Source organism: Leclercia sp., assembly GCF_036780805.1.
Classification (GTDB): Bacteria; Pseudomonadota; Gammaproteobacteria; order Enterobacterales; family Enterobacteriaceae; genus Enterobacter.
Genome location: NZ_DAIQCE010000001.1, coordinates 581,312 through 606,354, shown reverse-complemented (window position 1 = coordinate 606,354; position 25,043 = coordinate 581,312). Strand labels below are relative to the sequence as shown.

At 60.4% G+C, this 25,043-nt stretch carries 24 protein-coding genes and 1 pseudogene; 5 read left to right on the top strand and 20 right to left on the bottom strand.

Annotation, left to right across the window (positions count from 1 at the left end):
• Positions 1-8: 8 nt before the first annotated feature.
• The 12 genes from V7Q49_RS02770 to V7Q49_RS02715 form a co-directional block, all read right to left on the bottom strand.
• A complete protein-coding gene (locus V7Q49_RS02770; protein ID WP_333849215.1) occupies positions 9-695 on the bottom strand; it encodes a 3-oxoacid CoA-transferase subunit A in 687 nt (228 codons plus the stop codon).
• A complete protein-coding gene (locus V7Q49_RS02765) occupies positions 692-2,017 on the bottom strand; it encodes an MFS transporter (RefSeq protein WP_333849214.1) in 1,326 nt (441 codons plus the stop codon). Before V7Q49_RS02765 ends, V7Q49_RS02770 begins: the two co-directional genes overlap by 4 nt.
• Positions 2,018-2,040: 23 nt before the next feature.
• Positions 2,041-2,535, bottom strand: coding sequence for a flavin reductase (locus tag V7Q49_RS02760; RefSeq protein ID WP_333849213.1), 495 nt, complete (start codon positions 2,533-2,535; stop codon positions 2,041-2,043).
• Between the two features lie 10 nt (positions 2,536-2,545).
• Positions 2,546-3,478 carry a PDR/VanB family oxidoreductase gene (locus tag V7Q49_RS02755; RefSeq protein ID WP_333849212.1) on the bottom strand — a complete coding sequence of 311 codons (933 nt, stop codon included), beginning with the start codon at positions 3,476-3,478 and terminating at the stop codon, positions 2,546-2,548.
• A 9-nt stretch (positions 3,479-3,487) separates the two neighbouring features.
• On the bottom strand, positions 3,488-4,228 hold the full coding sequence (locus V7Q49_RS02750) for an SDR family NAD(P)-dependent oxidoreductase (RefSeq protein WP_333849211.1): 741 nt from the start codon (positions 4,226-4,228) through the stop codon (positions 3,488-3,490).
• Positions 4,229-4,238: 10 nt separating this feature from the next.
• Positions 4,239-4,718, bottom strand: a complete 480-nt coding sequence (locus V7Q49_RS02745) for an aromatic-ring-hydroxylating dioxygenase subunit beta (RefSeq protein ID WP_333850475.1) — start codon at positions 4,716-4,718, stop codon at positions 4,239-4,241.
• Positions 4,718-6,031, bottom strand: a complete 1,314-nt coding sequence (locus V7Q49_RS02740) for an aromatic ring-hydroxylating oxygenase subunit alpha (protein ID WP_333849210.1) — start codon at positions 6,029-6,031, stop codon at positions 4,718-4,720. Before V7Q49_RS02740 ends, V7Q49_RS02745 begins: the two co-directional genes overlap by 1 nt.
• A 28-nt stretch (positions 6,032-6,059) precedes the next feature.
• Complete coding sequence (locus V7Q49_RS02735) at positions 6,060-6,572, bottom strand: nuclear transport factor 2 family protein (protein WP_333849209.1); 513 nt, start codon at positions 6,570-6,572, stop codon at positions 6,060-6,062.
• Positions 6,573-6,583: 11 nt separating this feature from the next.
• Positions 6,584-6,940, bottom strand: coding sequence for an IacB protein (locus V7Q49_RS02730; protein WP_333849207.1), 357 nt, complete (start codon positions 6,938-6,940; stop codon positions 6,584-6,586).
• A gap of 21 nt (positions 6,941-6,961) precedes the next feature.
• On the bottom strand, positions 6,962-8,089 hold the full coding sequence (locus tag V7Q49_RS02725; protein WP_333849206.1) for an acyl-CoA dehydrogenase family protein: 1,128 nt from the start codon (positions 8,087-8,089) through the stop codon (positions 6,962-6,964).
• 106 nt (positions 8,090-8,195) lie between these two features.
• Positions 8,196-9,320 carry an amidase gene (locus V7Q49_RS02720; protein WP_333849204.1) on the bottom strand — a complete coding sequence of 375 codons (1,125 nt, stop codon included), beginning with the start codon at positions 9,318-9,320 and terminating at the stop codon, positions 8,196-8,198.
• 335 nt (positions 9,321-9,655) lie between these two features.
• On the bottom strand, positions 9,656-10,120 hold the full coding sequence (locus tag V7Q49_RS02715; protein ID WP_333849203.1) for a MarR family winged helix-turn-helix transcriptional regulator: 465 nt from the start codon (positions 10,118-10,120) through the stop codon (positions 9,656-9,658).
• 278 nt (positions 10,121-10,398) lie between these two features.
• On the opposite strand from V7Q49_RS02715, the gene hpaX reads away from it, so the two are divergent.
• Complete coding sequence (gene hpaX, locus V7Q49_RS02710; protein WP_333849202.1) at positions 10,399-11,781, top strand: 4-hydroxyphenylacetate permease; 1,383 nt, start codon at positions 10,399-10,401, stop codon at positions 11,779-11,781.
• A gap of 85 nt (positions 11,782-11,866) precedes the next feature.
• Here the strand turns inward: hpaX and V7Q49_RS02705 are convergent, their stop codons facing one another.
• Positions 11,867-13,063, bottom strand: coding sequence for an MFS transporter (locus V7Q49_RS02705; RefSeq protein WP_333849201.1), 1,197 nt, complete (start codon positions 13,061-13,063; stop codon positions 11,867-11,869).
• A gap of 115 nt (positions 13,064-13,178) precedes the next feature.
• On the opposite strand from V7Q49_RS02705, the gene V7Q49_RS02700 reads away from it, so the two are divergent.
• Positions 13,179-14,135 carry an AraC family transcriptional regulator gene (locus tag V7Q49_RS02700; RefSeq protein ID WP_333849199.1) on the top strand — a complete coding sequence of 319 codons (957 nt, stop codon included), beginning with the start codon at positions 13,179-13,181 and terminating at the stop codon, positions 14,133-14,135.
• Between the two features lie 16 nt (positions 14,136-14,151).
• On the opposite strand, the gene V7Q49_RS02695 is transcribed toward V7Q49_RS02700, so the two are convergent.
• The 5 genes and pseudogenes from V7Q49_RS02695 to V7Q49_RS02675 all read right to left on the bottom strand — a co-directional run bounded on the left by V7Q49_RS02695 (position 14,152) and on the right by V7Q49_RS02675 (position 19,508).
• Positions 14,152-14,901 carry a phage antirepressor KilAC domain-containing protein gene (locus V7Q49_RS02695; RefSeq protein ID WP_333849198.1) on the bottom strand — a complete coding sequence of 250 codons (750 nt, stop codon included), beginning with the start codon at positions 14,899-14,901 and terminating at the stop codon, positions 14,152-14,154.
• Between the two features lie 128 nt (positions 14,902-15,029).
• Entirely contained in the window at positions 15,030-15,866 is an 837-nt protein-coding gene (locus V7Q49_RS02690; RefSeq protein ID WP_333849197.1) for an MBL fold metallo-hydrolase, read from the bottom strand.
• 12 nt (positions 15,867-15,878) lie between these two features.
• Positions 15,879-16,676 carry an OBAP family protein gene (locus tag V7Q49_RS02685; RefSeq protein WP_333849195.1) on the bottom strand — a complete coding sequence of 266 codons (798 nt, stop codon included), beginning with the start codon at positions 16,674-16,676 and terminating at the stop codon, positions 15,879-15,881.
• Positions 16,677-16,765: 89 nt separating this feature from the next.
• Positions 16,766-17,989: pseudogene (locus V7Q49_RS02680) on the bottom strand (carbohydrate porin); the annotation flags it as partial.
• Between the two features lie 160 nt (positions 17,990-18,149).
• Positions 18,150-19,508: a glycoside-pentoside-hexuronide (GPH):cation symporter gene (locus tag V7Q49_RS02675; RefSeq protein WP_333849191.1), complete on the bottom strand. Its 1,359-nt coding sequence runs from the start codon at positions 19,506-19,508 to the stop codon at positions 18,150-18,152.
• 332 nt (positions 19,509-19,840) lie between these two features.
• On the opposite strand from V7Q49_RS02675, the gene treA reads away from it, so the two are divergent.
• Positions 19,841-21,622 carry an alpha,alpha-trehalase gene (gene treA, locus V7Q49_RS02670; RefSeq protein WP_333849190.1) on the top strand — a complete coding sequence of 594 codons (1,782 nt, stop codon included), beginning with the start codon at positions 19,841-19,843 and terminating at the stop codon, positions 21,620-21,622.
• Positions 21,623-22,077: 455 nt separating this feature from the next.
• Here treA and V7Q49_RS02665 read toward each other — a convergent pair whose 3' ends face one another.
• Positions 22,078-22,332, bottom strand: a complete 255-nt coding sequence (locus V7Q49_RS02665) for a GlsB/YeaQ/YmgE family stress response membrane protein (protein WP_333849188.1) — start codon at positions 22,330-22,332, stop codon at positions 22,078-22,080.
• A gap of 206 nt (positions 22,333-22,538) precedes the next feature.
• On the opposite strand from V7Q49_RS02665, the gene ycgR reads away from it, so the two are divergent.
• Complete coding sequence (gene ycgR / locus V7Q49_RS02660) at positions 22,539-23,270, top strand: flagellar brake protein YcgR (RefSeq protein WP_333849187.1); 732 nt, start codon at positions 22,539-22,541, stop codon at positions 23,268-23,270.
• 36 nt (positions 23,271-23,306) lie between these two features.
• Here the strand turns inward: ycgR and emtA are convergent, their stop codons facing one another.
• Positions 23,307-23,918 (bottom strand): membrane-bound lytic murein transglycosylase EmtA, encoded by a 612-nt coding sequence (emtA, locus tag V7Q49_RS02655; protein WP_333849186.1) that lies wholly within the window; start codon positions 23,916-23,918, stop codon positions 23,307-23,309.
• 113 nt (positions 23,919-24,031) lie between these two features.
• On the opposite strand from emtA, the gene ldcA reads away from it, so the two are divergent.
• Positions 24,032-24,946, top strand: a complete 915-nt coding sequence (gene ldcA / locus V7Q49_RS02650; protein WP_333849185.1) for a muramoyltetrapeptide carboxypeptidase — start codon at positions 24,032-24,034, stop codon at positions 24,944-24,946.
• Positions 24,947-25,043 lie beyond the last annotated feature (97 nt).

Here is a 25,043-nt window from a genome sequence, read left to right as displayed (position 1 = left end):
GGATCTCCTTATGCCGTCTTTGGCAGGCGAACGGGCGCGACCGTCACCAGGCGTTGCACAAAAATCCCCGGCGTCACCACCGCTTCCGGGTCGAGTTCGCCGAGGGCGACTATCTCGCTCACCTGGACAATGGTGCAGCTGGCGGCGGCGGCCATGATCGGCCCGAAGTTGCGCCCGGTTTTGTCATACACCAGGTTGCCCCAGCGGTCGGCCTTCAGGGCCTTGATCAGCGCAAAATCGGCTTTCAGCGGGTACTCGAGGACATAATCTTTGCCGTCGATGTGGCGGGTCTCTTTGCCCGCCGCCAGCTCGGTGCCAAACCCGGTGGGGGTGAAGATCGCCCCCAGCCCGGAGCCGCCCGCCTGAATGCGCGCCGCGAGGTTGCCCTGCGGCACCAGCTCCAGCGCGACTTCGCCGCGGCGGTAGAGGTCGTCAAAGACCCAGGAGTCGGTCTGGCGCGGGAAGGAGCAGATCACCTTCTTCACGCAGCCGGCCTTCAGCAGCGCCGCCAGGCCATAATCGCCGTTACCGGCGTTGTTGCTGATCAGAGTCAGATCCCGCGGCTTACGGCGGATCAGGGCGTCCAGCAGCTCGGCGGGCTGTCCGGCGGGGCCAAAACCACCCACCATCACCACCGCGCCGTCAAAAATGTCGGCCACGGCGGCATCGGTGGCGGCAATCCGTTTATCAATCATTTGCTTACCTCGTTGTTTTTATGGGTGGGCGGCAGGCTGCGCAGGGCGATCCACGCCAGCAGCGCGTAGGCCATCAGCAGCAGGGAGACCGGCCAGGAGGCGTCGAAATGCATCAGCAGCGCTACCGCCAGCATCGGCCCGAGGCCGCCGGAGAAGATCGAGCCCACCTCGTGCCCCAGCGCCAGGCCGGAGTAGCGCACGCGCACCGGGAACAGGTCGCTCATGATGCAGGGCTGGGTGCCGATCATCGCCCCGTGGCAGAACGGCAGGCCGAGCAGCATCGCCAGCATGATCCAGCCGTAGTCCCCGGTGGAGAGCAGCCAGAAGAACGGGAAGGCCATCACCAGCAGGCCGATCACGCCGATGTAGTAGACCGGCTTCAGGCCGATGCGATCCGAGAGCGCCCCCCAGAACAGGATCGAGAAGAACTCCACCAGCATCGCCAGGGTCACGGCGCTGATGATCTCCCCGGTGCCAATCCCGATGTGTTTGGCATAGACCACCGAGAAGGTGAAGAAGATGTAGGAGGCCCCGTTCTCCGGCAGGCGCAGGGCAATGGCCTGCAGCAGCGCCTTCGGGTGTTCGCGGATCAGCACCATCAGCGGGATCTTCTCGTGCTTCGCCTCCGGTTTTGCCTGAGCAAAAGCCTTGCTCTCGCGGATGTTTTTGCGGATATAGACCCCGACCAGGAAGATCAGGATGCTGAGCAGGAAAGGCACGCGCCAGCCCCAGCTCATCAGCTCGTCTTCCGGCAGCTTCTGCACCAGATAAAAGGCAAAGGCCGAGAGCACAAACCCGCCAGAGACGCCCATCTGGCTCCAGGCGGTAAAGTAGCCGCGACGCGATGCCGGGGCGTTTTCGCTCAGCATCAGCACCCCGCCGCCCCACTCGCCACCGGACGCCACGCCCTGTAAAAAGCGCAGGGTGATGAGCGAGATCGGTGCCCAGATGCCAATCTGGGCATAAACCGGCAGCAGGCCGATCACGAAGGTAGTGGCCCCCATCAGGGTCAGGGTCATGATCAGCGTCATCTTGCGGCTGTAGCGATCCCCGATATGGCCGAAGACGATGCCGCCCAGCGGACGGGCGAGAAAGCCCACCGCAAAACCGGAGAAGGCCAGCAGCGTGCCCTGCATCGGGTCGCCGCCCACCGGGAAGAACAGCGGGCCGAAGACCAGCGCCGCGGCGGTGCCGTACAGAAAGAAGTCATACCATTCCAGGGCATTGCCCAGCACCGAGGCGATCACCAGCTTGCGCAGCTGTCCGGCATCCTGCGTAACCGCAGCCGGGGCGGCGGTGGTTTGAGTCACGACATTGCTCATCCGCGTTACCTTTATTGTGGGTGTCAGGCTTCCAGGTCATGCCCGACGGCATGATAGCGACGGTTGAAGTACACCAGCCCGCGCGGGGCTTCGCTGATGCGGATCGCCTGCACCTGGCAGTAGAAAACGCTGTGGCTGCCCACTTCATGACAGGTGTCGATCAGGCAGTCGAAGCTGGCGACCGACGAGCTGAGCACCGGCGCGCCGCTGGCCAGCACCTGCCAGGAGTCATACTCAAAACGCTGTTCGGAGCGCAGGCTGGCGTTGGCGAACACCCCGGAGAGATCCTGGTGGTCGCTGGACAGCACGTTGACGCACAAGGCCCCGTTCCGCTTGAAGTGCTCGTTGGCAAAGGAGTTGCGGTTCATGCACACCAGCAGCGTTGGCGGCGAGTCCGTAACGCTGCACACGGCGGAGGCGGTAAAGCCAAACTTGCCCGCCGGGCCGTCGGTGGTGATCACCGAGACCGCACTCCCCAGCTGCGCCATGGCATTACGAAATTCGGTTTGCAGTGTCATAAGGGTTTCCTCACAGATCGATGACTAAACGGGCGCTTTTGGCCCGGGAACAACACAACAAAATCTGGTCGCCGTCGGCTTTCTCTTCATCGGTCAGGTAGCTGTCGCGATGGTCCGGCTCGCCCTCCAGCACGTCGGTCAGGCAGCTGCCGCAGATCCCCTGTTTGCAGGAGACGCACACCTTCAGCCCGGCTTGCGCCAGCGCCTCGACGATGCTCTGGTTCTCCAGCACCTGCACGGTGATGCCGCTGGCCGCCGCGAAGACCTCAAAAGCCGCGCCGCCGGTTTCCACCTCGACGCTAAAACACTCCTGATGCACCTGCTCCGGGCGATAGCCGCTTGCCGCGGCCTGCTGAGTAACCGCATCCATCAGCCGGGTCGGGCCGCAGGTGTAGACGTGGGTATTGGCCGGGACGTCGGTCAGCACTGCCGAAAGGTTCAGGCGCTGGGTGTCGCTGAAGTGCAGCTGAACGCGGTCGGCATACGCGGCCTGCTCCAGCTGAGTCATAAAGGCTGCCCCCTCGCGCGTGCGGGTGCAGTAGTGCAGGCTGAACGGGCGTCCGGCGGCGTGCAGCTCGGCGGCCATCGCCAGCATCGGGGTGATGCCAATCCCGCCGCCAATCAGCAGGCTGTGGCTGGCGGTCTCATCCAGCGCAAACAGATTGCGCGGATCGCTGACCTGGATCCGATCCCCCACGCTCAGGGTATGGGCAGCCAGCGAACCTCCCTTAGATTGTGTCTCTTTCAGAATGCCGAGCTGGTAGTGGCGGCGATCTTTTGGGTCGCCGCACAGGGAGTACGGACGCACCAGGTCCTCTGCCAGATGCAGATCGATATGCGCCCCGGCGCGGAAGGCCGGGAGGTCGATACCCTCAGCATGCGCCAGGGTCAGCAGGACCACCTCGCCCTGCAACTCCCGCCTGATAACCTGTAATGTCAGCATGTTGACTCCTTAACGCATAAACAGGCCGCCGTTGATGTCCCAGGTCGCCCCGGTGACAAACGACGCCTGCTCAGATGCCAGCAAGGCCACGGCTTGGGCGACAAACTCCGCTTCACCCAACTGACCGACCGGGATCATCTGCAGCAGCCCGGCCATCTTCTCTTCCGGCACCAGAGCGTGAACCATCGGCAGATCCAGCGGCCCGGGGGCGATGGCGTTTACCGTCACGCCAGATTTGCTCAGCTCGCGGGCGAAGATTTTGGTCAGGGTCAGGATCCCGCCCTTCGAGGCCGCGTAATGCGCCCCGGAAGCGGTGCCGCCGTTCTGCCCGGCTAAGGAGGCCAGGTTGATGATGCGGCCGTAGCCGCGGGTGGCGAAGTAGCGCCCCAGGGTCTGGCAGCCGACAAAGGTGCCGCGCAGGTTGGTGGCGATCACCCGGTCGAACTCCTCCACCGTAATCTCCATCACCGGGGTGGCGAGGGTCAGAGCGGCGCTGTTGACCAGCACCTGCAGGCTGCCGAAGCGTTCAATGGTCGCCTCGAGCGCCTGCGTGAAATCCTGCGGCTGGCAGATATCCAGCCCCAGCGCCAGCACCCTGCCCTGGCCGTCATCGAGACGATCCGCGGCCTCCCGGGCACGAGCCACATCGACATCGGTCAGCACCACCTGATAACCCTGCTTCAGCAGATGAGCGGCAATCGCGTTGCCCAGCCCGGCGGCCGCGCCGGTCACTAATACGGTTTGCGTCATGAAGGGCTCCTCAGAGGATGTACCCGATGCTGTGCAGCACATCGTCGCTGTTGACCAGGCGGATCACCTTCTGGGTAATCAGCAGCTTGCCGTCCTGCGGTTTCAGGTGCCAGGTGATGTCTGCCGCGTAGTGGCGGCTGTGGCCTTTGCGGTGCTCCCACAGGGATTGCGCCCCGCGCACCACGATCCGATCCTCGCTGGATTCCAGCAGGCGGAAGCGCGACAGGGTGCGCAGGGTTCTGGCGCGTGGGGTGGTGGAGATTGACTCCCCGCTGTAGAGGCGCTTTACCCGGCGCTCGCGCATGTGGTGATCGTCGCAGGCGTAGTTGAGGGTGTTTTTGAAATCTTTCTCGTTCGGGTCGATGGGCACCACGTACAGGCCGTCGCGCTGCCACAGATCCAGCCAGGCGTTGAACTCGCCCTGGTCCAGTAGATCGCCTTCGAGGTTGATTACGGACATCGCCGCGAACAGCACAGAATCTGGCGTCATCATTTTTCGCTCTCCGTCATTAACGTTTTCCACTGCTGGTAGGCCGCGCGCATTCCGGTTTCGGCGCTGACGTCGCTGCGCAGGCCGTCGTCGGTGCGGTACTCCCCGGCCAGGCCGCGGTTGAGCATGATCCACAGGTCGTCCCCCGCGGTGGCCCCGCGCTGGACGCGCTCCCAGGCCTCGGAGTCATCCGGGGTGCCAAAGCCCATCGGGCCCTGGAAGTGTTCGTGCAGGCGCAGACGCGCCTGGTTGGCGATCTCCGGCCCGCCGTCCATGGTGATCACCGCGTGATGGATCTCGGTTTCCATCACCGAGATCGGCTGCAGGACGCGGAAGAAGGCCATCGAACAGGCGATGTTCGGGAACAGGTTGAGGTTGAAGCCGGAGCCGCCCACCGCACGCACGATGCGACGGACTTGATCTTCGTCGTGCTCTTTACGCAGCGCATCGGCCAGCTCAACAAAGCGTTCCGGGATCGGCGCATCGAGATTGGCCTCCAGATCCACCAGCTCGGGGATCATCACCATCACGCTGTGGCCGTTGCCGAGATCTTCGACATAGCCACTGCCGTCGACGAAGTTGAGCATCTCTTCGGTCTGCTTATCGACCGAACTGAGGAACGAGCGGTGAACCACCGGGAAGTGATAGCCGTCGGTGGTGTTCTCCAGCTGGATCTTCCAGTTGCCCGGGAAGCGGAAGCGGTGCGCAGGCCCGGTCTTGATCGGGTAGCCCGCCCCCTGCTTCATAAACAGATCCATCCACTTCTTCGCCGCGCCGAGGAAATCCTCCAGCGGTTCGATCTCCTCGTTAAAGGTGGCGAACACCATGCCCGCGTACTGTTCGGTACGCAGCGACACCAGCCCCAGCTCGTTCTTCTCCAGCTGGTCGGCGTAACTTTCCGGGTGCGGCACGCCGCGCAGGCTGCCGTCGAGGGCGTAGCCCCAGCCGTGGTACGGGCAGACGAAGCTGTTGGTTTTGCCGCTGCGGTGCTCGCAGACGGTGGCTGCCCGGTGGCGGCAGCGGTTCAGCAGGGTGTGAATGGCCCCTTTACGGTCGCGCACCACGATCACCGGCTGGGTGCCGATCTCGGTGGTTTTGAAGCTGCCGGTCTCCGGGATCTCGCTGACGTGCGCCACCCAGACCCAGGTCTTCGTGAAGATACGATCCAGCTCCAGCTGGAACAGCGCGTCTGAGGTATAGAGCGAGGTGTGGACGCGGTCCGCCTTCACCAGGGCTGCGATCTCCTCCCGCGTCGGGACGGGCTGCGCCGTGGTATCGATATTTTTGACATTGATGATGTGGTCACACTGCATAATCTCTCTCCTGCTCGTCGTCGGGGTTCTAATTGTTGTCAGGTACCGGGAGCGCATCCGCCGCCTGCCAGTGACTCACCGGCCTGCTGAACAGGTTGCGGGTGGTGAAATGGCGCATGGTCATCACCCCCGCCTCGCGACGGAAAATAATCTGTAACTCGGCGGCGTTCAGGTGCGCACCGCCTGCGGTAAAGGCGGAGGTTTGCAGCATCAGCCAGCGGCCGTGCAGCTCGCCGTCGGCATCCTGATACAGCGCTTCCGAGCATAAAAAGTGGCCGTTGAGGGTGAAGTGCGCGGGGTGGCGGACGTAGCCCGCCATCATCGCCTTAATCGCCTCGCGCCCCTGATGCCTGCCCAGCCGGGTAGCGTATGGCTCACCCACCCCTTCCCAGCAGGCGTCTGCGCTGAACAGCGCCCCGATGGCCTGTACCGTCGCCATGTTGTCCAGCCGATCGCACAACCGCATGTAGTTGCTGATACAGACCCGGGCTGCCTGCTGATCTTCAAGCTGCTGTAAACGCAGCGCATCCTGTGGGCTCATGGTGGGCTCCGTTACTGAACGATCAGTTCACGCCCGACGCGGGCTTCGATCTTGCAGTACTTCCACAGCTTGCTCTCGCCTTCGCCCACCGGGGTGGTGCGGAACAGGTTGCAGACGGCCACCACGCTGTCGAGGTTGTCGGCATCGGCCAGCACGTAGGTGGTCCAGGGCGAGGTGGTGGACGGGCCGACCATCAGGCGGTCGTCGTCCATGTTGCCGATCACCCGGATGCCCTGGGTTTCGTCGATGCCTTTCATCATCACGCCGAACGCGCTCCACACCTGTTTGGCTTCCGCCGGGGTGGCATCAAAAAAGTTCTGGTTTACGCCGATGCAAAACAGCACGCGTAAGGTTGTTGTCTGGCTCATCTGTTGCTCCTTTCGTCAAAATTACAAATAACCCGGCAGTGGCTGGCCACCGAAGTAGACCGTACCGGCGTTGAGATATGAGAGGTCGCCCATAAAGGCGTGCTGGGTGATCACCATGGTGTCGCGCACGTAGCGTTGCAGGGGGCTCTTCATGGTGATGCCGCCCATGCCGTTCAGCGCCAGCGCCTGACGGGTAACCTCGGCAGCCACGCGGGTGACGTGGGTGGAGGAGAGCCGCAGGGCGTTGATCTGCTCGCAGGCGGGTTCATCCCCGGCGAGAATGCACTGCCAGACATCGTCGATGGCGTCGTAGAACCAGGCCCGGGCAGAGCGCAGATCCGCTTCGCAGCGGGCAATCTGCATCTGCGCCTGCGGACGGTCTGCCAGCCGCGGGGCACCGGTCACCGACTGCTGACGATGGGCAATGGCATAGATTTCATTCAGGGCGGCACGGGCCACGCCGAGCGCCACCACCGAGAGCACCTGGGTGGCGAGGGAGAGCACCGGATAGCGATAGAGCGCCCCGTCGAGGTTCAGCGCGCCGCCGCGCACGAAGGTCCACTCCCGGGGCACAAAGGCGTCGTTGACCACCAGATCGTGGCTGCCGGTGCCGGCCAGCCCGACGGTGTTCCACACCGGGTCGATCTGGACGCTGTCGCGCGGCAGCACCGCCATCCGCGGCAGGGTTTCCCCGCTCTCCGGCAGGATGCCGACGCCAAACACCGACGCGCCCATGCTGCCGCTGGCAAAGCCCCATCGTCCGGTCACGCGATAGCCGCCGTCGGCCAGCACCGCCTTCTGCGGCGGGAAGATGCCGCCAGCGAAGACCACGTCCGGGCCGTCACGGTAGAGTGCTTTCAGGGTGTCCTTTGGCAGCGCGCCGAGATAAAACGGGCTCATGCCGAAGCTTGCGACCCAGCCCGCGGAACCATCGGCGGTGGCGATCTGCTCGATCAGCTCACAGAACTGCGCCGGGGAGCACTCCTCGCCGCCGTAAAGTTTGGGGACCAGCGCGCGGTAGACGCCGACCTGCTTAAACCGGGCGATGATGTCGTCAGAGATATGACGCTGTTGCTCAAAATCGGCGCTGCGGGCCGCAACGTCATTCAGCAGTGGAACGAGTTCCTCACGAACATGAACGGCTGACATAGCTTCCTCCCGAAAAGAGTGTGCGGCCCGCAGAGAGACGAGCGCTGCCGCAATGAGTGGTACTCACTGAGTTATTGTTAAAACTGTGTTTGCTAAAACGGGATGGTTAGCGGCGTCGTCGTTCAGCCAGCCATTCGGCGGCCTGGATCAGCAGGCCCTCCTGCCCCTTGGCGGCGATCAGCTGCAGCGCCACCGGGCGGTTATGAAGCGTGCCCGCAGGCAGGGTCAGCGCCGGGTGGCCGCTGAGGTTGAACGGGCGCACCAGCCTAGTGAGATTGACCACGCTGAGCGGATCCTGCGCCTCCTCCAGGGTCGGGGGCAGCTCCGGCAGGGTGGCCAGCGCCAGCAGCGGGGTTGTCGCCAGCCGGGCATCGACCTGAGCGGTAAACTGGCGGCGGATCGCTTCGGCGGCGTTCAGGGCCTCAGCATCAATGCTTTCACCGGCGCGGATGCGGGTTGCCACGTCGGCGGAGACTCTCGTATCGCTTAATAACGGGTTAAAGGCCTGCCAGTTTTCGCGGCTGATGACCGTCAGCCCGGCGCGATGCGCGTCCTCCAGCAGGGGCAGTTCAACCTGCTGGGGGTGCAGGTCGGCCTGGGCAAGGAAATTCAGCAGCAGCGCGTCAACGTCGCTGCTGGCCGCCGGGATATAGCCGATGGCGGGCAGCGCGGTCAGCGGCGCGTTCACCGGAATGGCAAGACGGGTCAGAACCTGGCGCAGAACGTTGCTGCTGCGGGCGAAGATGCCCACGCAGTCCAGCGAGCTGTGGGCCGGCATCACCCCTGCCCGGCTCAGCATGCCGTAGGTTGGTTTTAAACCGAGGATCCCGCAGCAGGCGGCGGGCATCCGCACCGAGCCGCCGGTGTCGGTGCCGAGAGCGAAATCCACCTCACCGGAGGCCACTACCGCGGCCGAGCCGCTGGAGGAGCCGCCGGGGATCAGGTCAGGAAATTGGGGGTTTATGGGCGTGCCGCTCCAGGGGTTGATCCCGGTGACGCCAAACGCCAGTTCGTGCAGGGTGGTTTTTCCGGTCAGGACGCAGCCCTGTCCGAGCAGGGTCGCCACCACGTCGGCATGCTGCTCCGCCGCCGGGTTGGATACCAGCGCCGGGCAGCCAGCGCGGGTCGGGAAGCCAGCGATGTCGAGGGTGTCTTTCACCGCGAAGCAGAGGTCGCCCTCGCCGAGGGTAAACCGCTCTACGTAACCATTGCTCTCAGTAACAGGCTGCATAATTCGCACCTCAACCAGAAAAAACGAATCATATTCGGGCGGAGCAGTCTGCGCTGCGATTCGACCCACGTGAACTCAGGTCAATCATGGAAGATTTAGATGAATATTCAAGTAATTTTTCACGTTAATTTTACGTAAAAATAACATGGAAACATTTTTATAACACTTGCGAGAGGGAGGGTTATGATGATGATAATTAACAATAAAAACGGCGCGGACAGCAAAAAAAAGCCGCGCTGAGTGACAACGCGGCATGTATTTAAGTGGTTGTTTTAAAGCATATTAAAGGGAATTTTTAAGGCGGTCACAAATCCGTAATTCTCTCCGTGATGCCCTCAGAGCTCGTTCAGATTATCGAGCACCTTCGCCAGCGACAGGTTCATTTTTTCCATCTGCGCGGCGGTCATGCCCTTAAAACCCTTCTCGAAAACCTTGCTGGCAAGGCGGTGTGCCTCGGCCACTTTTTCACGTCCGGTCTCGGTCAGCATCACCTCCGTGACCCTGGCGTCCTGGACGCTGCTGGCGGTGGTCACCAGGCCGTCATCACGCAGGCGACCGACGATTTTGGTCACGGTTGGCATCTTGGTCATCGCATATTCGGAGATCTGCGAGATGCTGGCCTTACCGTACTGCTCGGTAATCATCAGCACCCGAAAGCGGGAAACATCGAGCTGCACCTTTTTCAGTGTGATTTCCATAACTTGCGTGTAGCGCGCATAGACATTCACGATCCAGTAGAACGGGAACTCTTCGCGATGAAAAGTGGAGCCGGTGTCTGATGATGGTGTGGTTTGACTCATGAAATGACGTTCCAGAAGTGATGCAATGGCCGCAATTATACCCGCTATTGTCCGCCCGCTATAGCCACTTCACCTCAAGCAATGGCTTCTCTTATTACCTCCGCGCCACGAAAGCCGATCGATATCGCAATATGATTCGAAAACGCTACGTGATTAACAATTGCGTATCATTTTTCAAACATAACATTGACGTTTATGTGTGCGATTTCCTATACGTTAGCGCACGTGTTCAGGTTGCACGATACAACAATACCAATAATCGCCATGTGGAGCTTTTCATGAACGAGAGTCCATCGCTGGAACCGACACGCACCGACGTGCTGGCTCCGCCTTCCCCTGCTGACGCCACGCTCGATCCGCGTCAACAGCGGGTGATTAAAAAGTTATTCCGCAGACTCATCACTTTTTTGTTCATCCTGTTCGTCTTCTCGTACCTCGATCGCATCAACATCGGCTTTGCCGGGCTGACGATGGGCAAGGATCTGGGCCTCACCAGCACCATGTTTGGCCTGGCAACAACCCTGTTTTACGTGATGTACGTGATCTGCGGGATCCCCAGCAACGTGATGCTGAGCGTGGTGGGTGCGCGACGCTGGATCGCTATTCTGATGGTGGTGTGGGGGATTGCGTCCACCGCCACCATGTTCGCCACCGGCCCTGGTAGCCTGTATGTGCTGCGTATGCTGGTGGGGATCGCCGAAGCCGGTTTCCTGCCGGGCCTGCTGCTCTATTTAACCTTCTGGTTCCCGGCGCACTACCGCGCCCGTGCCAACGCCCTGTTTATGATTGCCATGCCGGTGACCATGGCGCTGGGCTCGCTGGCCTCCGGGTACATTCTCAACCTCGATGGGGTGATGAACCTGAAGGGCTGGCAGTGGCTGTTCCTGCTGGAGGGCTTCCCGTCGGTGATTCTGGGCTTTGTAGTGTGGTTCTGGCTGGACGATAGCCCGGATAAAGCCCGCTGGCTGACCCAGGATGATAAAGCCTGCCTGAAGGAGATGCTGGAGGCGGATCGCCTGAATGCCGAGAGCACCCAGCAGCGTGAGCGAGCCGCGCTGGCGCCGAAGCAGGGCAGCCTGCTGCGGGAGCTGTTCACCCCGACCATCATGCTCTACACCCTCGCCTACTTCTGCCTGACCAATACCCTGAGCGCCCTGAGCGTCTGGACGCCGCTGATCCTGCGCAGCATCAGCGAGGAGAGCAGCAACGTGACCATCGGGATCCTGAGCGCTATCCCGCAGGTCTGTACCATCGTGGCGATGGTCTGGTGGAGTAAGCGTTCTGATAAGCGCAACGAGCGTAAGGTCCATACCCTGCTGCCGTACCTGTTTGCCGCCGCAGGCTGGATCCTGACCGCCACCAGCAGCGATCCGATGCTGCAGTTCACCGGGATCGTGATGGCTTCGTCCGGTGCCTTTGCGGCGATGGTGATCTTCTGGACGACGCCGGACCGCTCGATTTCCCTTCGCGCCCGCGCCGTGGGGATTGCGGTGATCAACGCCACCGGGATGACCGGTGCCGCGCTGGGCCCGCTGCTGATGGGGCTGATGAAAGATATCACCGGCAACTTCAACGCCGGGATCTTTATGGTGGCCGGTTTCCTGGTGCTGGGCGCGGTGGTAATTGCGTTGATTCCAATGAAAAAGGCAGCGCAGCAATAGTGGCATCGCCGGGTGGCGGCTACGCCTTACCCGGCCTACGGTTTTTGTAGGCCCGGCAAGCGCTAGCGCCGCCGGGCATTCAATCTTACTCCGCTGCCACCGGTTTCACCCGAACCCCGGCAAAGACCATGACCATCGCCGCCACCAGCAGTACGCCGCTGGCGGTGAAGACTCCACTCGCACCGTTGAGATCAAACACTGCCCCACCGCCTGCTGCACCGGCACCGATCGCCAGCTGGATCGCGGCAACCATCAGTCCGCCCGCGCTTTCGGCCTCGTCGGTAACGGTGGTCGCCAGCCAGGTGGACCAGCCCACCGGCACCAGACTGAAGGCAAAGCCCCACAGGCTCACCAGCAGACCGTCCACCAGCGCCAGATGCCCAAAGGCCACCATCAGCAACGCCAGGATCCCCATCGCCAACGGCACCAGCGCCAGAGTGAGACGCAGGTTGCGCGCCAGCAGATGTCCGGCGATGGAGGTACCGACGAAATTCGCCACGCCAAAACCGAGCAGGATCAGGGAAATGGTTTCCACGCTCGCCTGCCCTACCGTCTCGAGGAACGGACGCAGATAGGTAAAGAAGGCGAAATGACCGCTGAAGATCAGAATGGTCGCCAGCAGACCGCCGATCATCCCCGGACGACGCAGAACCCGCAGCAGCGTGCTGAGGCTGCCGCTGTTTTCAGGGCGCATCGACGGGAGGACCCACAGCTGCCACAGCAGAGCCAGCGCGCTGGGTATCACGCCGAGGATGAAGACGTTGCGCCAGCCGATCAGGCTGCCGAGATAGCTGCCCAGCGGCGCGGCCACCACGGTGGCAATCGACACCCCGGAGAAGATAATGGCCAGCGCCTTTGGCACGTCGCTGGCGGGCACGAGGCGCATCGCGGTGGCGGTGGACATCGCCCAGAACCCGCCAATCGCCACGCCGAGCAGCAAGCGCCCCATCAGCAGGACATGCAGCGAGGGGGCGAAGGCGACCATCAGGCTGGAGATAATTTGCAGCACCGAGAAGAACATCAGCACCCAGCGGCGGTCGATGCTTTTAGTGGCGGAGGTGATCAGCAGGCCGGTGACCAGCGCCACCAGCGCGGTGGCGGTGACCGACTGCCCGGCCACCCCCTCGCTGACCCCAAGACTGGCGGCCATGGGCGTCAGCAGGCTGGCAGGCAGAAACTCGGCGATGATCAGGCCGAATACCCCCAGCCCCAGCGACCAGACCGCGCGCCAGGCGGGTCTGGCCGGGGCGTTGGCCTCGTTTGCGGCGATGGATGAATGCATTTGTAATACTCCCGTTAGGAAAATGTGACGTATGTCGCAAAGCATAGGCAGTTCACCGCGGACGATCTATGACATATAATCTTCACTTATTGATTATTCGTCCGGGAATAAAGAAATGACGCTACAGTCGCCTGATTTGATCAGTGAATTGCTGCGCGGGATGCGCCTGTCGGGGGTGAAGTACCGCCGGATTGAGGCCAGCACGCCTTTTGGCGTGGCCTTCAGCGCGGCCGCGGGAAAAGCGCAGTTCCACTTTATCAGCCGCGGTCCGGCGGTACTGCGGATGCACAGCGGCGCGCGTTTCGAGCTGAACAGCGGCGATGCGGTGTTCATCCCCAACGGCGATGCCCACGCCCTGCTCTCCGGGGATGAGGCGACGGTCACGCCGGTTTCGGCTTTCCCAAGCGAGCCGATCTGCAGCAGCGTCTGCGACATCCACTGCGAGCCCTGCCCGGACAGCGATAACGTGGTGATATTCAGCGGGTGTATGGATTTCGATCTCGGCGGGATGCAGCCGCTGATCAAGGCGATGCCGGAGGTGATGATGGTCAGTCGCCTGATGACCACCTGGCCGGAGATCCATCCCCTGCTGGAGGCGATGGAGCGGGAGTCGATGACCCGCCAGGTGGGATTTGCCGGGATCCTCGCCCGGCTGGCGGACGTGGTGGCGGCGCTGATTGTGCGCGGCTGGGTTGAAGCCGGGTGCGGGAAAGCCACCGGCTGGATCCAGGTGCTGCGCGATCCGCGCCTCAGCCGGGCGATCTACGCCATGCACCAGCAGCCGGGGGTTAACTGGAGCGTGGCAGAGCTGGCAAAAGAGGCGGGAACGTCGCGGTCGGTGTTTGCCGAGCGGTTTCTCTCGGCCACCGGCACGACCCCGGCGAAATACCTGACCGAGCTGCGGATGCGGCTGGCGATCCAGTATATCGGGCAGGAGAATCAGGCGATTGAGACCGTGGCGCTGCGCCTCGGCTACGGCTCGCTGGCGGCATTCAGCCGGGCGTTTAAGCGGATTGTCGGCCAGTCGCCGGGGGCATTACGCGAAGCCGGTCAGACTCCACAGGAGATCTGACCGGATTGACTAATGGTTAAAGCCAGCTCTGCTGCGACGGGGTGCCTTCGCTGCGTTCCTCACGCGGCAGCTCGATGGTGAGCGTGGAGAGGTGTTTTGACCACAGATCCGCCACCCATTTCACGCCGCGCGCGGTAAAGCGCGCCTGGGACCAGGTGTGCTGGTTTTCGCCCACGCCGCTGTGCAGCGTAAAATAGCCCGCGTCGATATGGTGCTGCGGCGGAACCAGATTGCCGCCGACGCGCTGCATGATATTGCGCTCCAGCAGGAACTCGCGGAACTGCGGCTCTTTGGCCTTCAGCATTTTACAGAGCTGACGAAAACCCATCGCCTCTTTCACTCTGACGAACTGGTCAAAAAACACCGCCTTTGGGGCCCAAAGCGCAAGCTGCTCCTCCGCCCGGTGGCATTTTTCATACTGCTCGGCCCAGGCGCGCGCCGCCGCGGCCGGGTTAGTGAAGTCCGGGAGATTGGCGTTTCTCTCACGCTCCTGCCAGCGATCCAGCATGGCAGCCGTGAAGCCCGGTGAGATGCGCGAAACCGTCAGCAGGGAGTCTCGTTTGTTCAGCATAAACTCCTGCCGCGTTTCACCTTCGCGCTCGTACAGACTGGCCGTTACCGGCTGCGAAAGACGCTGCGCTGTTTCCAGACTCTTCACCATGCGCTTCACCTCGGTATGGGCAATACCGGTCATCTTAGCGATTTCGCGGCTGCTGATGGTGGCAAGCGGGTTGTTGGACTGGAAAGTTTGAACAGGAATTACCATAGGTTTCACCCCTCACTCATACATTACTCGGGTAATTTGCTCTAATAGTATACAAATACCTGTTCAAATATCCAGTATAATTTTTAAGCGTACCCTCTGAAAAGCAGGCCACGCCTAAGTTGCCGTAATCAGGACGGTTTTGGCGACGTTGCCAGGCTTTCCAGTTCCCGCGCGTCATGGCTACAGAAAAAAGTGATATCCCTGGCGTGCGAACAGGAGAGCTCGCGCAGCCGCTGCTGGTTGCGCCGCCGGGCATCGTTGTCCATCGCCATCATCCACTGGTAAAAGCGCAGCCCGGGGGTACAGTGGCGCTGCGGCTGGCGCATCTCCTCCCGGTAAAACCAGGCGTCACCCCCGTGCAGCAGCCACCCCTGCGGCTGCTGCACGGCAATCCCGGCGTGGCCCGGCGTGTGGCCGGCCAGCGGCACCAGCAGAATCTCCGGCGGCAGTCCGTTGAGCGCCGTTACCGCATCGAAGCCAAACCAGCGCTCGCCCTGCACCTGATAGCCCTCCCAGCCAGAGGTGGCGCTCCACTGTCCGGGGCGATAGCGCTCCCGCTGCAGCCAGCTGTGGCGCTGCTGCGCCGTGTCGATCTCCTGCTGCATTAAATGGATGCGCGCGTGGGGGAAATCGGTCAGCCCACCCGCGTGGTCGAAATCGAGGTGCGTCAGAATGATATGGCGGACGTCGGCCACGCTGAAGCCCAGCGCCTCGACCCGGGCGCGCGCCGTGAGCGACTCCCGACGCTGGATGTTATTCAGCACCCGGAAAAAGCCCGACAGCCTGGAGGGGTCGCGCACGTCCCCTTGCCCGAAACCGGTATCCACTAACACCAGCCCGTCGCGCTCGGTTTCAATCAGCAGGCAGTGGCAGACCAGGTGCGCATGCAGCCCCTTGCTGAAACCGTCGTAGAATGCGCCGCCCAGCGGGCACATACACCCGCAGTTAAGGTGATGGATCTTCATATCGCCTCCTCATCAACGTGATTGCGTCTGCTGGCTCTGCTCGGACGTGCCAAAATAGGCGGTGTCGCCGTGGCCGTGTTCACCGCTGCCCTGCACGCGCCGGAGCTGAATGACCTCGCCCTGCTGCCAGGCATTCGCCCCTTTCGCCACCGGACGAGCAACGATATCGGCACGCTGGCGTTTAATCTCCTGAGTATCGATCCCCAGACGCCGATCGCGATCCGCCAGCAGCGCCGGATCGAGCTGCCCTTCCCCGGTAAAGCCCATCATCAGGGCCGGTATGCCGAGCGGCAGGGTTTTGTCGCGGTCCGTATGCCAGGTGTGCCAGGTTTTGCCGTAGGTGTTGACGATTTTGCTCATCAGCGCCTTATCAGCAACAGCGGGCAGGCCGGGGGCCACCAGACTGCCCGATTTCACTTCATACTGATGGCTGTGCCAGAGCTTTTTCTCCTCCGGCGGCAGGGTATTAAACAGGCGCTCGCTGATGATGTACTCGACGCCCATCAGCCGGGCATCCTTCGTATTGCCGTCGTAAATGACCGCCTGCATCACATCTTCATTAAGCACCGTCACGTAGTGGTGGGCCTCCATCTGCCCGTTTTTATCCCCACTGTAAAAATGAAAGCCGTCGAGGTAAGCGCTGATGGCTTCCACCGGCGGGCGGGACTGAATCACCTGGGCGCCCGTTTCCAGGGTGCGCATTTTGGCAGAGGTGCTTTCACCGGGGATAGGTGTCTGCGGCGGTGAGTTGTTCGCCCCGCAGCCGGCAAGTAGCAGGATGGCAGGAACGATCAAAGGTAACGATTTCATTGGCACTCCCTTTCATTAAGCCCAGTTATGAAGGTAGTGCAGGTGCGGAATGCCAGCCAGACGTTGCAAAGAGTCTGGCTGGCATGGGGTCAGAAGTAATACTTAAAGCGCACGCGGCCACCGTAGCGGGAGTCGGTGCTGTCATGGCCCTCGTTTGGATGGGCTTCAATCCACGAGGCGTAGGCCCCGAGGTAGATATTAAAGTTTTTCATTTTCATCACGTTGGGGAACAAATACGAGGCGTGCAGCGTATGGATGTCGTAATCGCCCGGATCGGTTATCCAGCAGTCGCTGTCACAGTCGGCATCCAGCCCGGCAGCGTTAAATCTGTCGATTTCGTTATGGGCATAGATATAGCCCAGCTCAAAATTCTTCCACAGGCCGTTCATCCCGGCGCTGAAGTCGGTTTCGTCGCTGGCGTCCATCCAGGCGGCGTTGAGATTAACCACCACGCCGTTATCCGGATCGGTTTTTTGCCCGTTCCAGCTCATGGTCAGGCCGTAGCCGGTGCGATCGGATTGATCGACCCAGCGACCTGCGGCATCCCGGTAGCCGTAGGCGTTATTGACCAGATTGCTCTCCATCGCCAGCGCCGTGGAGAAGCGCCCCTCAGTCCAGGCGATAACCGGACGGACATAGGCCACGTTTTTGTCATTATCCAGCGCCATGCCGTGGTACTGCTTATCAACAAACAGCGAGCTGCCGTTTTCCAGCAGGGTATTGACCTCAAAGTAGAGGTTGCCGAGGTTTTTACTCATCAGGAAATTACCGCCGCTGTCGCTGCGTCCGCGCCCCTCTTTCATCATGTAGAGGTAGCCGTAACCGTCGCTGTAGAGATCGTTGGCCGTGTTGCCGGAGTATTCGACAAAGGTATCCTGATTGAGCGGGAACATGTCGTAAGCTTCGAAGCGCCCGACTTTGATTTTCCAGTCGTTTTCCTGGCCGAAGAAAAATACCGCGTCATCAAGGTTCATCCTGCCGGTAACATCCGCCAGCGGTTGCACTGAGAAACCGGCAACCTGCCCGTTACTCATCCGCCGGTAGCCGTCAAAACCCAGCAGCAGGCGGCCATTGATATCCCAGCGTTCATTGTTTGACGGAGCCCAGTCCTTGTTGGCGCTGGTTCTCGTGGAGGTAAGGCTGCCGCTGCGGCTGGCGGCGTCCATATTCAACTCCACGTCGCCGTAGAAGCGTAAATCGCCGTAGCCGGAGAGGGTCAATTTGGGGGCCGGGCTAACAGACGGCTCTGCGGACTCAAGGTTTATGGTTGGCTTCGTTTGCGTCTGCTCCAGCGCCGCAATTTTCGCTTCGGCTCTTGCCAGACTGGCTTCCAGCCGGGCTATTTTCTCGTCCACGCTGTCCGCTGGCGTGGCCGCCAGGGTTGATGCCGGAATACAGACGCTGGCCAGCAGCGTAATAGTATTGATACGCATAGATTCCATCCTGTAGGGTTAATTTTGATCCACTGTTTGATTACGACTTAGCAAACTGGCCCTTATTTAAATCGCCCACCACGTTATTCATCGTCTGTTCGTCCAGGCGATAGAATTTAATCGCCAGCGCGGTCAGCAGATAAAAGAGTGAAGGGATGAGGGTAAATAACCAGATAATGCCCTGGATCGCCTGCGACGATTGCACGACGCTGCTGGTTTGATATTCAAAGCCGGCCAGAACCCAGCCGAGAATAGCACCGCCAACGGCCACCCCTAATTTAATAACAAAAATATTGGCGGCGACGTTCATACCGGTAATGCGGCGCTGCGTTTTCCACTCGCCGTAATTATTGGCGTCGGTAATCATCGACCACTGCAGCGCGCCATTTCCGCCCTGCACCGTCTGGATCAGAAAATGCGCCACCAGAGGAATGATCCAGTACTGTACCGGTAGCCAGAAACAGACCACGCCCAGCCCGGCATTAAGCATATTGATCCAGAATGAGAGTTTGATTTTACAAAAGCGCGTGCCCAGCGGCTGCGCCAGCACCGAGCCCAGCATCGAGGCGATCATCCCGCCCAGCATAAACAGCGAAATAATAGTGGTGCCTTGTTTCAGCACGGTATTGACGTAGTAGACCACCGCTCCGCCGCGGATCACTACCGCCACCAGCATCATGAAGTTGTAGATCGACAGAATGCGCCACTGCTCGTTGCGAAACAGAATTTTGACGTCACGAACAATGTTCAGGTTTTCTTCTTTGATCGGCTGGACCCGCTCTTTGGTAGTGACGAAACAGATAATAAACATCAAACAGCCAATGCCACCGAAAAGGGCCATAGCCACCTGAATGCCGGTGGCGCGATCCTGCGGAAACAGCATGTCAGCCAGCGGCAGGATACAGGCGGTACCCAGCGCGCCCCCGAGTGGGGTGATGGCAAAACGCCAGGATTGCAACGAGAGGTTTTCCCGCGGGTCGGAGGTTAACGCCGCGCCCAGCGAGCAGTAGGGAATATTGATGGCGGTGTACATCAGGGTCATAAAGATATAGGCCGCCACGGCGTAAACCACCTTTCCACTGTCAGAAAACGACGGGATGGTGTACACCAGCACGCAGCTCACCGCGAACGGAACACAGATCGCCAGCAGCCAGGGGCGAAAACGTCCCCAGCGCGAGGAGGTCGCGTCGGCAATCGCCCCCATGATCGGATCGGTAATAGCATCCAACAGCCTGACCAGCAAAAACATGGTGCCCATCACCGCCGGGGGGAGTCCGTAAATATCCGTATAGAAATAGGCGAGGATCGCTACCGAGGAATCAAATACAATATGGCTGGCCGCATCGCCGAGGCTATAACCTATTTTTTCTTTTACCGCTAATTTTTCCGTTGACGACATTGTAGGTCTCTCCCTGTTATTTTTAGTGCGCTTAATAGTACTGCCGACATAATTCCCACATCCCTGGAGGCGCAATCCATTATGTTTTCTCGCTAAGAAGTTATGATTTTCGCTTTATGTGATCCGTGCGATTAATCGTTATTTACACGGCAAATGAATTACGCGTTTTATATATTTATATGCCCGTATTGAGCCCCCATTAACGCAGCGGTAAATAGTCTGGTTTTACTGAAAATGGGACATCCAACACGCGAAGTTGCAGATATTCGTCTAAGGTTTTCAGGTGATTAATGACAGCGGCCACGCTGCCCAGCGAACTTAGGAGAACAACCATGATGAGACCTCAACGCCACGCAACCTTGCGGCTGGCGATTGGCGGCATCCTGCTTGGGATCACCGCCTTCAGCTACGCGGACGACCAGTCCAGCGGCCAGAAACAGCCCCCGGACATCCTGTTTGGCCCGCTGTTTAACGATGTGCAAAGCGCCAAACTCTTCCCCGACCAGAAAACCTTTGCCGATGCGGTGCCGAAAAACGATCCTCAGGCGATCCTTGCCGATTACCACATGCAGCGCAAACAGTCCGGCTTCGACCTGCGTCATTTTGTCGATATGAACTTCACCCTGCCGACGGAAAAGGAAAAGTACGTTCCGCCTGCCGGACAGAGCCTGCGCGCGCATATCGACGGCCTGTGGCCGGTGCTGACCCGCACCACCTCCAGCGCCGGGAAGTGGGATTCGCTGTTGCCGCTGCCGAAACCTTACGTGGTGCCAGGCGGGCGTTTCCGCGAGATCTACTACTGGGATAGCTACTTCACCATGCTGGGGCTGGCCGAGAGCGGGCACTGGGACAAAGTCGCCGATATGGTGGCTAACTTCGCTTATGAACTGGATAGCTGGGGCCATATCCCCAACGGTAACCGCAGCTACTATCTGAGCCGCTCCCAGCCGCCGTTCTTCTCCCTGATGGTTGAACTGCTGGCGACCCACGACAGCGAGGCGCTGAAAAAATACCGTCCGCAGATGGAAAAAGAGTATGCCTACTGGATGGAAGGGGTGGATGCCCTCCAGCCGGGTCAGGCCAGCCAGCGGGTAGTGAAGCTGGACGACGGTGCCGTGCTTAACCGCTACTGGGACAATCGCGACACGCCGCGCCCGGAATCCTGGCTGGATGACATCAACACCGCGAAAAAATACCCGAGCCGCCCGGCGACCGAGATCTACCGCGATCTGCGTTCCGCCGCCGCCTCCGGCTGGGACTTTAGCTCACGCTGGATGGACGATCCGCAGCAGCTGGGGACGATCCGCACCACCAGCATCGTGCCGGTAGATCTGAATGCCCTGATGTTCAAGATGGAAAAACTGCTGGCGAAGGCCAGCCAGGACGGCGGGGACAGCGCGGCGGCCAGCCGTTACGAGGGTCTGGCATCCGATCGCCAGAAAGCGATGGAGCGCTATCTGTGGAACGACAAACAGGGCTGGTATGCGGATTACGATCTGAAAACCAAACAGGTGCGCGATCAGCTGACCGCCGCGGCGCTGTTCCCACTGTACGTGCAGGCGGCCTCCCAGGAGCGTGCGGACAAAACCGCCTCGGCCGCCGAAGCCCAGCTGCTTAAAGCCGGCGGGATAGCGACAACCAACGTTAACAGCGGTCAGCAGTGGGATGCGCCAAACGGCTGGGCACCGTTGCAGTGGGTGGCCGCCGAAGGCTTGCAGAACTACGGCCATAAAAAAGTGGCGATGGATGTGACCTGGCGCTTCCTCAGCAACGTGCAGCACACCTACGATCGCGAGCAGAAGCTGGTGGAGAAATATGATGTTTCCACCACCGGCACGGGCGGCGGCGGCGGTGAATATCCGCTGCAGGACGGCTTTGGCTGGACCAACGGCGTGACGTTGAAGATGCTGGATCTGGTTTGCCCGCAGGCCAACCCTTGCGACAAACTCCCGGCCACACAGCCTGCGGCCAATGATGAACCGGCGTCTACGACCCCAGCGGCTACCAGTGACCAGCCAGCGGTAACAACGCCACCGGCGGCCAGTACCCCGTCTACTTCACAGCCAGCGGCTAATGATGAACCGGCGCAAACGCAGAAAAGCGTTGGGCAGTAAGGTTTTGTAGTCGTTGTAGGCCGGGTAAGGCGTAGCCGCCACCCGGCGATGTGGCACCAGTGCGGCCGGCTCCCCCTCACTCCAACCCTCCCCCTCAGGGCTGAGGGATCCCCACAAATAATATTCGCACGGACGGATCCCCTCTCCTCTTTGGGGAGAGGGTTAGGGTGAGGGGGAACATGCGGCTCTGGTGGTGGTTCCGTTCACCTCATGTCCCTTGCTTCTCTGATACACCAGAACCGGTGAACGTGCCAGGGGGGCTCGCCGCCTCGCCCCGGCCTTCCGGAAACGCTTCGGCGATTTTCAGCCGGACCAGGGAGCCGCTGTAAGTCATTTATCGTTATGTGATTATTTCATTGCTTTAAAGGCAATAAAATTACTGGGGATTCATCAGGGAGAGGGAGAAAATCCCGGCCCAAAAAAAACGGCTCTTACAAGAGCCGTTTTTATGCGTGTCAGGCGCGTCGTACCATCCTGTAGACAAGAAGCACGATAATGGCGCCAACCACGGCGACCAGAAAACTTTGCAGGTTAAATCCGGTTACACTGCCGCCGATGCCAAACATCGTTGCCAGCCAGCCGCCGACAACCGCACCTACGACCCCAAGGATACATGTCACAATAAAGCCGCCACCATCCCGTCCCGGCATGATGAACTTTGCGATAACGCCAGCGATCAGACCAAATACAATCCAGGCGATGATACCCATAGCGATGCCCTCTTGCAGAGTTAAGCTTGCGCAGAACACCCGCCCGCGCGAGTCATATAAGTATAGGCAATCGGCGGAAAACCATTTTGAGTACACTGACTTAATTGCGGCTCTGACGAAAAAATAATTGCTGGTTTGTATTAAGTTCCGCGGTCCGGTGCCGATAACGCATCCACAGACTGTCATCTATCCAGGAGCCTTGGGGCGTGAGTAATTACAGTGAGCAGTTCCTGAAAACTAATCCGCTGGCTGTATTAGGGGTAATACGCGACCTGCAAAAACAGGACGTTCCCGTGCGTATCAGCTGGGGAAACAACCAGTTCATCAGCAAAATTCTGGATGCTACGCCAGAGCGGCTGGTGATGGATTTAGGTAGCCAGGAGTACGACAACCGCCAGGTGCTGCGCGCAGAAATCATCACCGTCGCCGCCGACACCCAGGGGGCGAAAGTGGAGTTCGACCTGCCAAAACTGGAACAGGGAACTTACCAGGGGCTGCCCGCCTTTATCACCGCCCTGCCCACCTCGGTGTGGTGTATCCAGCGCCGGGAGTTTTTCCGCATCAATGCGCCACTGCATCCAGCCTACTTCTGCAAAGCCAAAATGCCGGACAAGAGCGTGATCCGTTTTCGTCTGCACGACCTGTCGCTGGGCGGCATGGGCGCGTTGATGGATAGCGCGAAGCCGGAAGCCCTGGTCGAGGGGATGCGCTTCTCGCAAATCGAGCTGGATATGGGCGGCTGGGGTCGCTTCTTCTTCGATGCGCAGTTGATCACGGTGAGCGAGCGTAAAGTGGTGGACAGCAAAAACGAAACCATCACCACGCCGCGTCTGAGCTTCCGTTTTCTTAATGTCGGGCCAGGCCCGGAGCGTGAACTGCAGCGGATTATCTACTCGCTGGAGCGTGAAGCGCGGGAGCGCGCCAACAAGGTGCGTTAAGCGCCACCGGGCAGCGCGTGGCTGCCCGGCAACGGATTACATGGCGTCCATCGCCTTCTGTACCTTCCAGATGTAGCGCGGTGCCTGCGGGGCGGGGTGATTGTTGACGACGTGCTCAAAGAACTCGTCTTTGTCCATGTCGTTGATCTCGGCAATCGCCTTTTTGCGATCCGAGGAGAAGGTGCGCAGCAGCGCGCCGGCCCCGTTAACGTAGGAGACCACCAGCGCATACTGCATCACTTCCGGATCCTCAATCCCCTGCAGGATCCCGTGCTCCAGAATGCTCAGGTAAGCGGTACCCATCGAAATATTGCGCTCCGGGTTCTTCAGCTCGCTGGTGGACGGCTGTCCGCTCCAGCCCATATGCCGGTAGACTTCCCGTCCCGCGGTAGAGGCTTTCAGCTGCATCAGCCCTACCGCGTTCGATTTACTGACCAGATTCGGGTTCCCGCCTGACTCCACCGCAATGATGGCGGTCACCAGACGCGGGCTGACGCCCCAGGCTTGACCGGCTTTTTCGCTGATCGGCATCCACTGCATCGCCCGTTTTACCGGGACCTCCGGGTTCCATTCCGGTTTCTGGTAATCCTGCTTTGAACTGCATCCTGCAAGCAACACAATCAAAAAAGCAAACCATCTCAATTTCACGTCATCTGTCCTTATGGTCATTCATCGCTGTTACCCTATCCTCCGCTTGATGAAGGATGCGCTCAGGCGGCATGATATATACATTTAGATTTATAAGTCAGCAAGGAAATGCCATGTCTCAGTTTCATCTCATCGCACCATCAGGTTACTGCATTAATCAGGAAGCGGCCCAACGGGGCGTTGCGCGTTTACTGGACGACGGGCATCAGGTGCAAAATCAGACAATTATACCCCGCCGCCAGCAGCGCTTTGCCGGAACCGAGGCGCAGCGCCTGAGCGACATCAACGCCCTCGCCCGCCTGCCGGGTGCCGACCAGATTGTGCTGGCGGTACGCGGTGGATACGGTGCCAGCCGCCTGCTGGAGCAGATCGACTGGCAGGGGCTGGCCGACCGCCAGCAGCAGGATCCGCTGCTGATTTGCGGCCACAGCGATTTCACCGTCATCCAGCTCGGCCTGCTGGCGCTGCATAACGTCATCACCTTTAGCGGCCCGATGCTGGCCGGCAACTTCGGCGCACCGGAGCTGAACGCCTTCACCCTGGATCATTTCTGGCGCGCGCTGCAAAACCCTGCCTACTCGGTGGAATGGCAGGGTGAGGGCCCGGCGTGTGAACGTGCAGGCCAGCTGTGGGGCGGCAATCTGGCGATGGTGGTGTCGCTGATCGGCACCCGCTGGCTGCCCGCCATTGAGAACGGCATTCTGGTGCTGGAAGACATCAACGAGCACCCGTTCCGCGTGGAGCGCATGCTGTTGCAGCTCCACCATGCGGGGATCCTCGACCGCCAGCAGGCGATTGTGCTCGGCAGTTTTAGCGGCTCGGCGGCCAATGATTACGATGCCGGATACGATCTGGCGACCATGATCGACTACCTGCGCTCCCGGGTGTCGGTGCCGATTATCAGCGGGCTCGATTTTGGTCATGAACAGAAGACCGTCACCCTGCCGCTCGGTGCGCAGGCTTCGCTTGTTCACGCCGCAGGTAAGACCTCTTTGACCCTGAGCGGTCATCCGGTGCTGCAGGCATAAAAAAAGCCCCGAAAGCACCGGATTTCCACGCTGCAAGGGGCGTTAATATGGTAGGGTTTTAGTATCAGTCACCGCGTCACGCAGGGAGTACGCACAC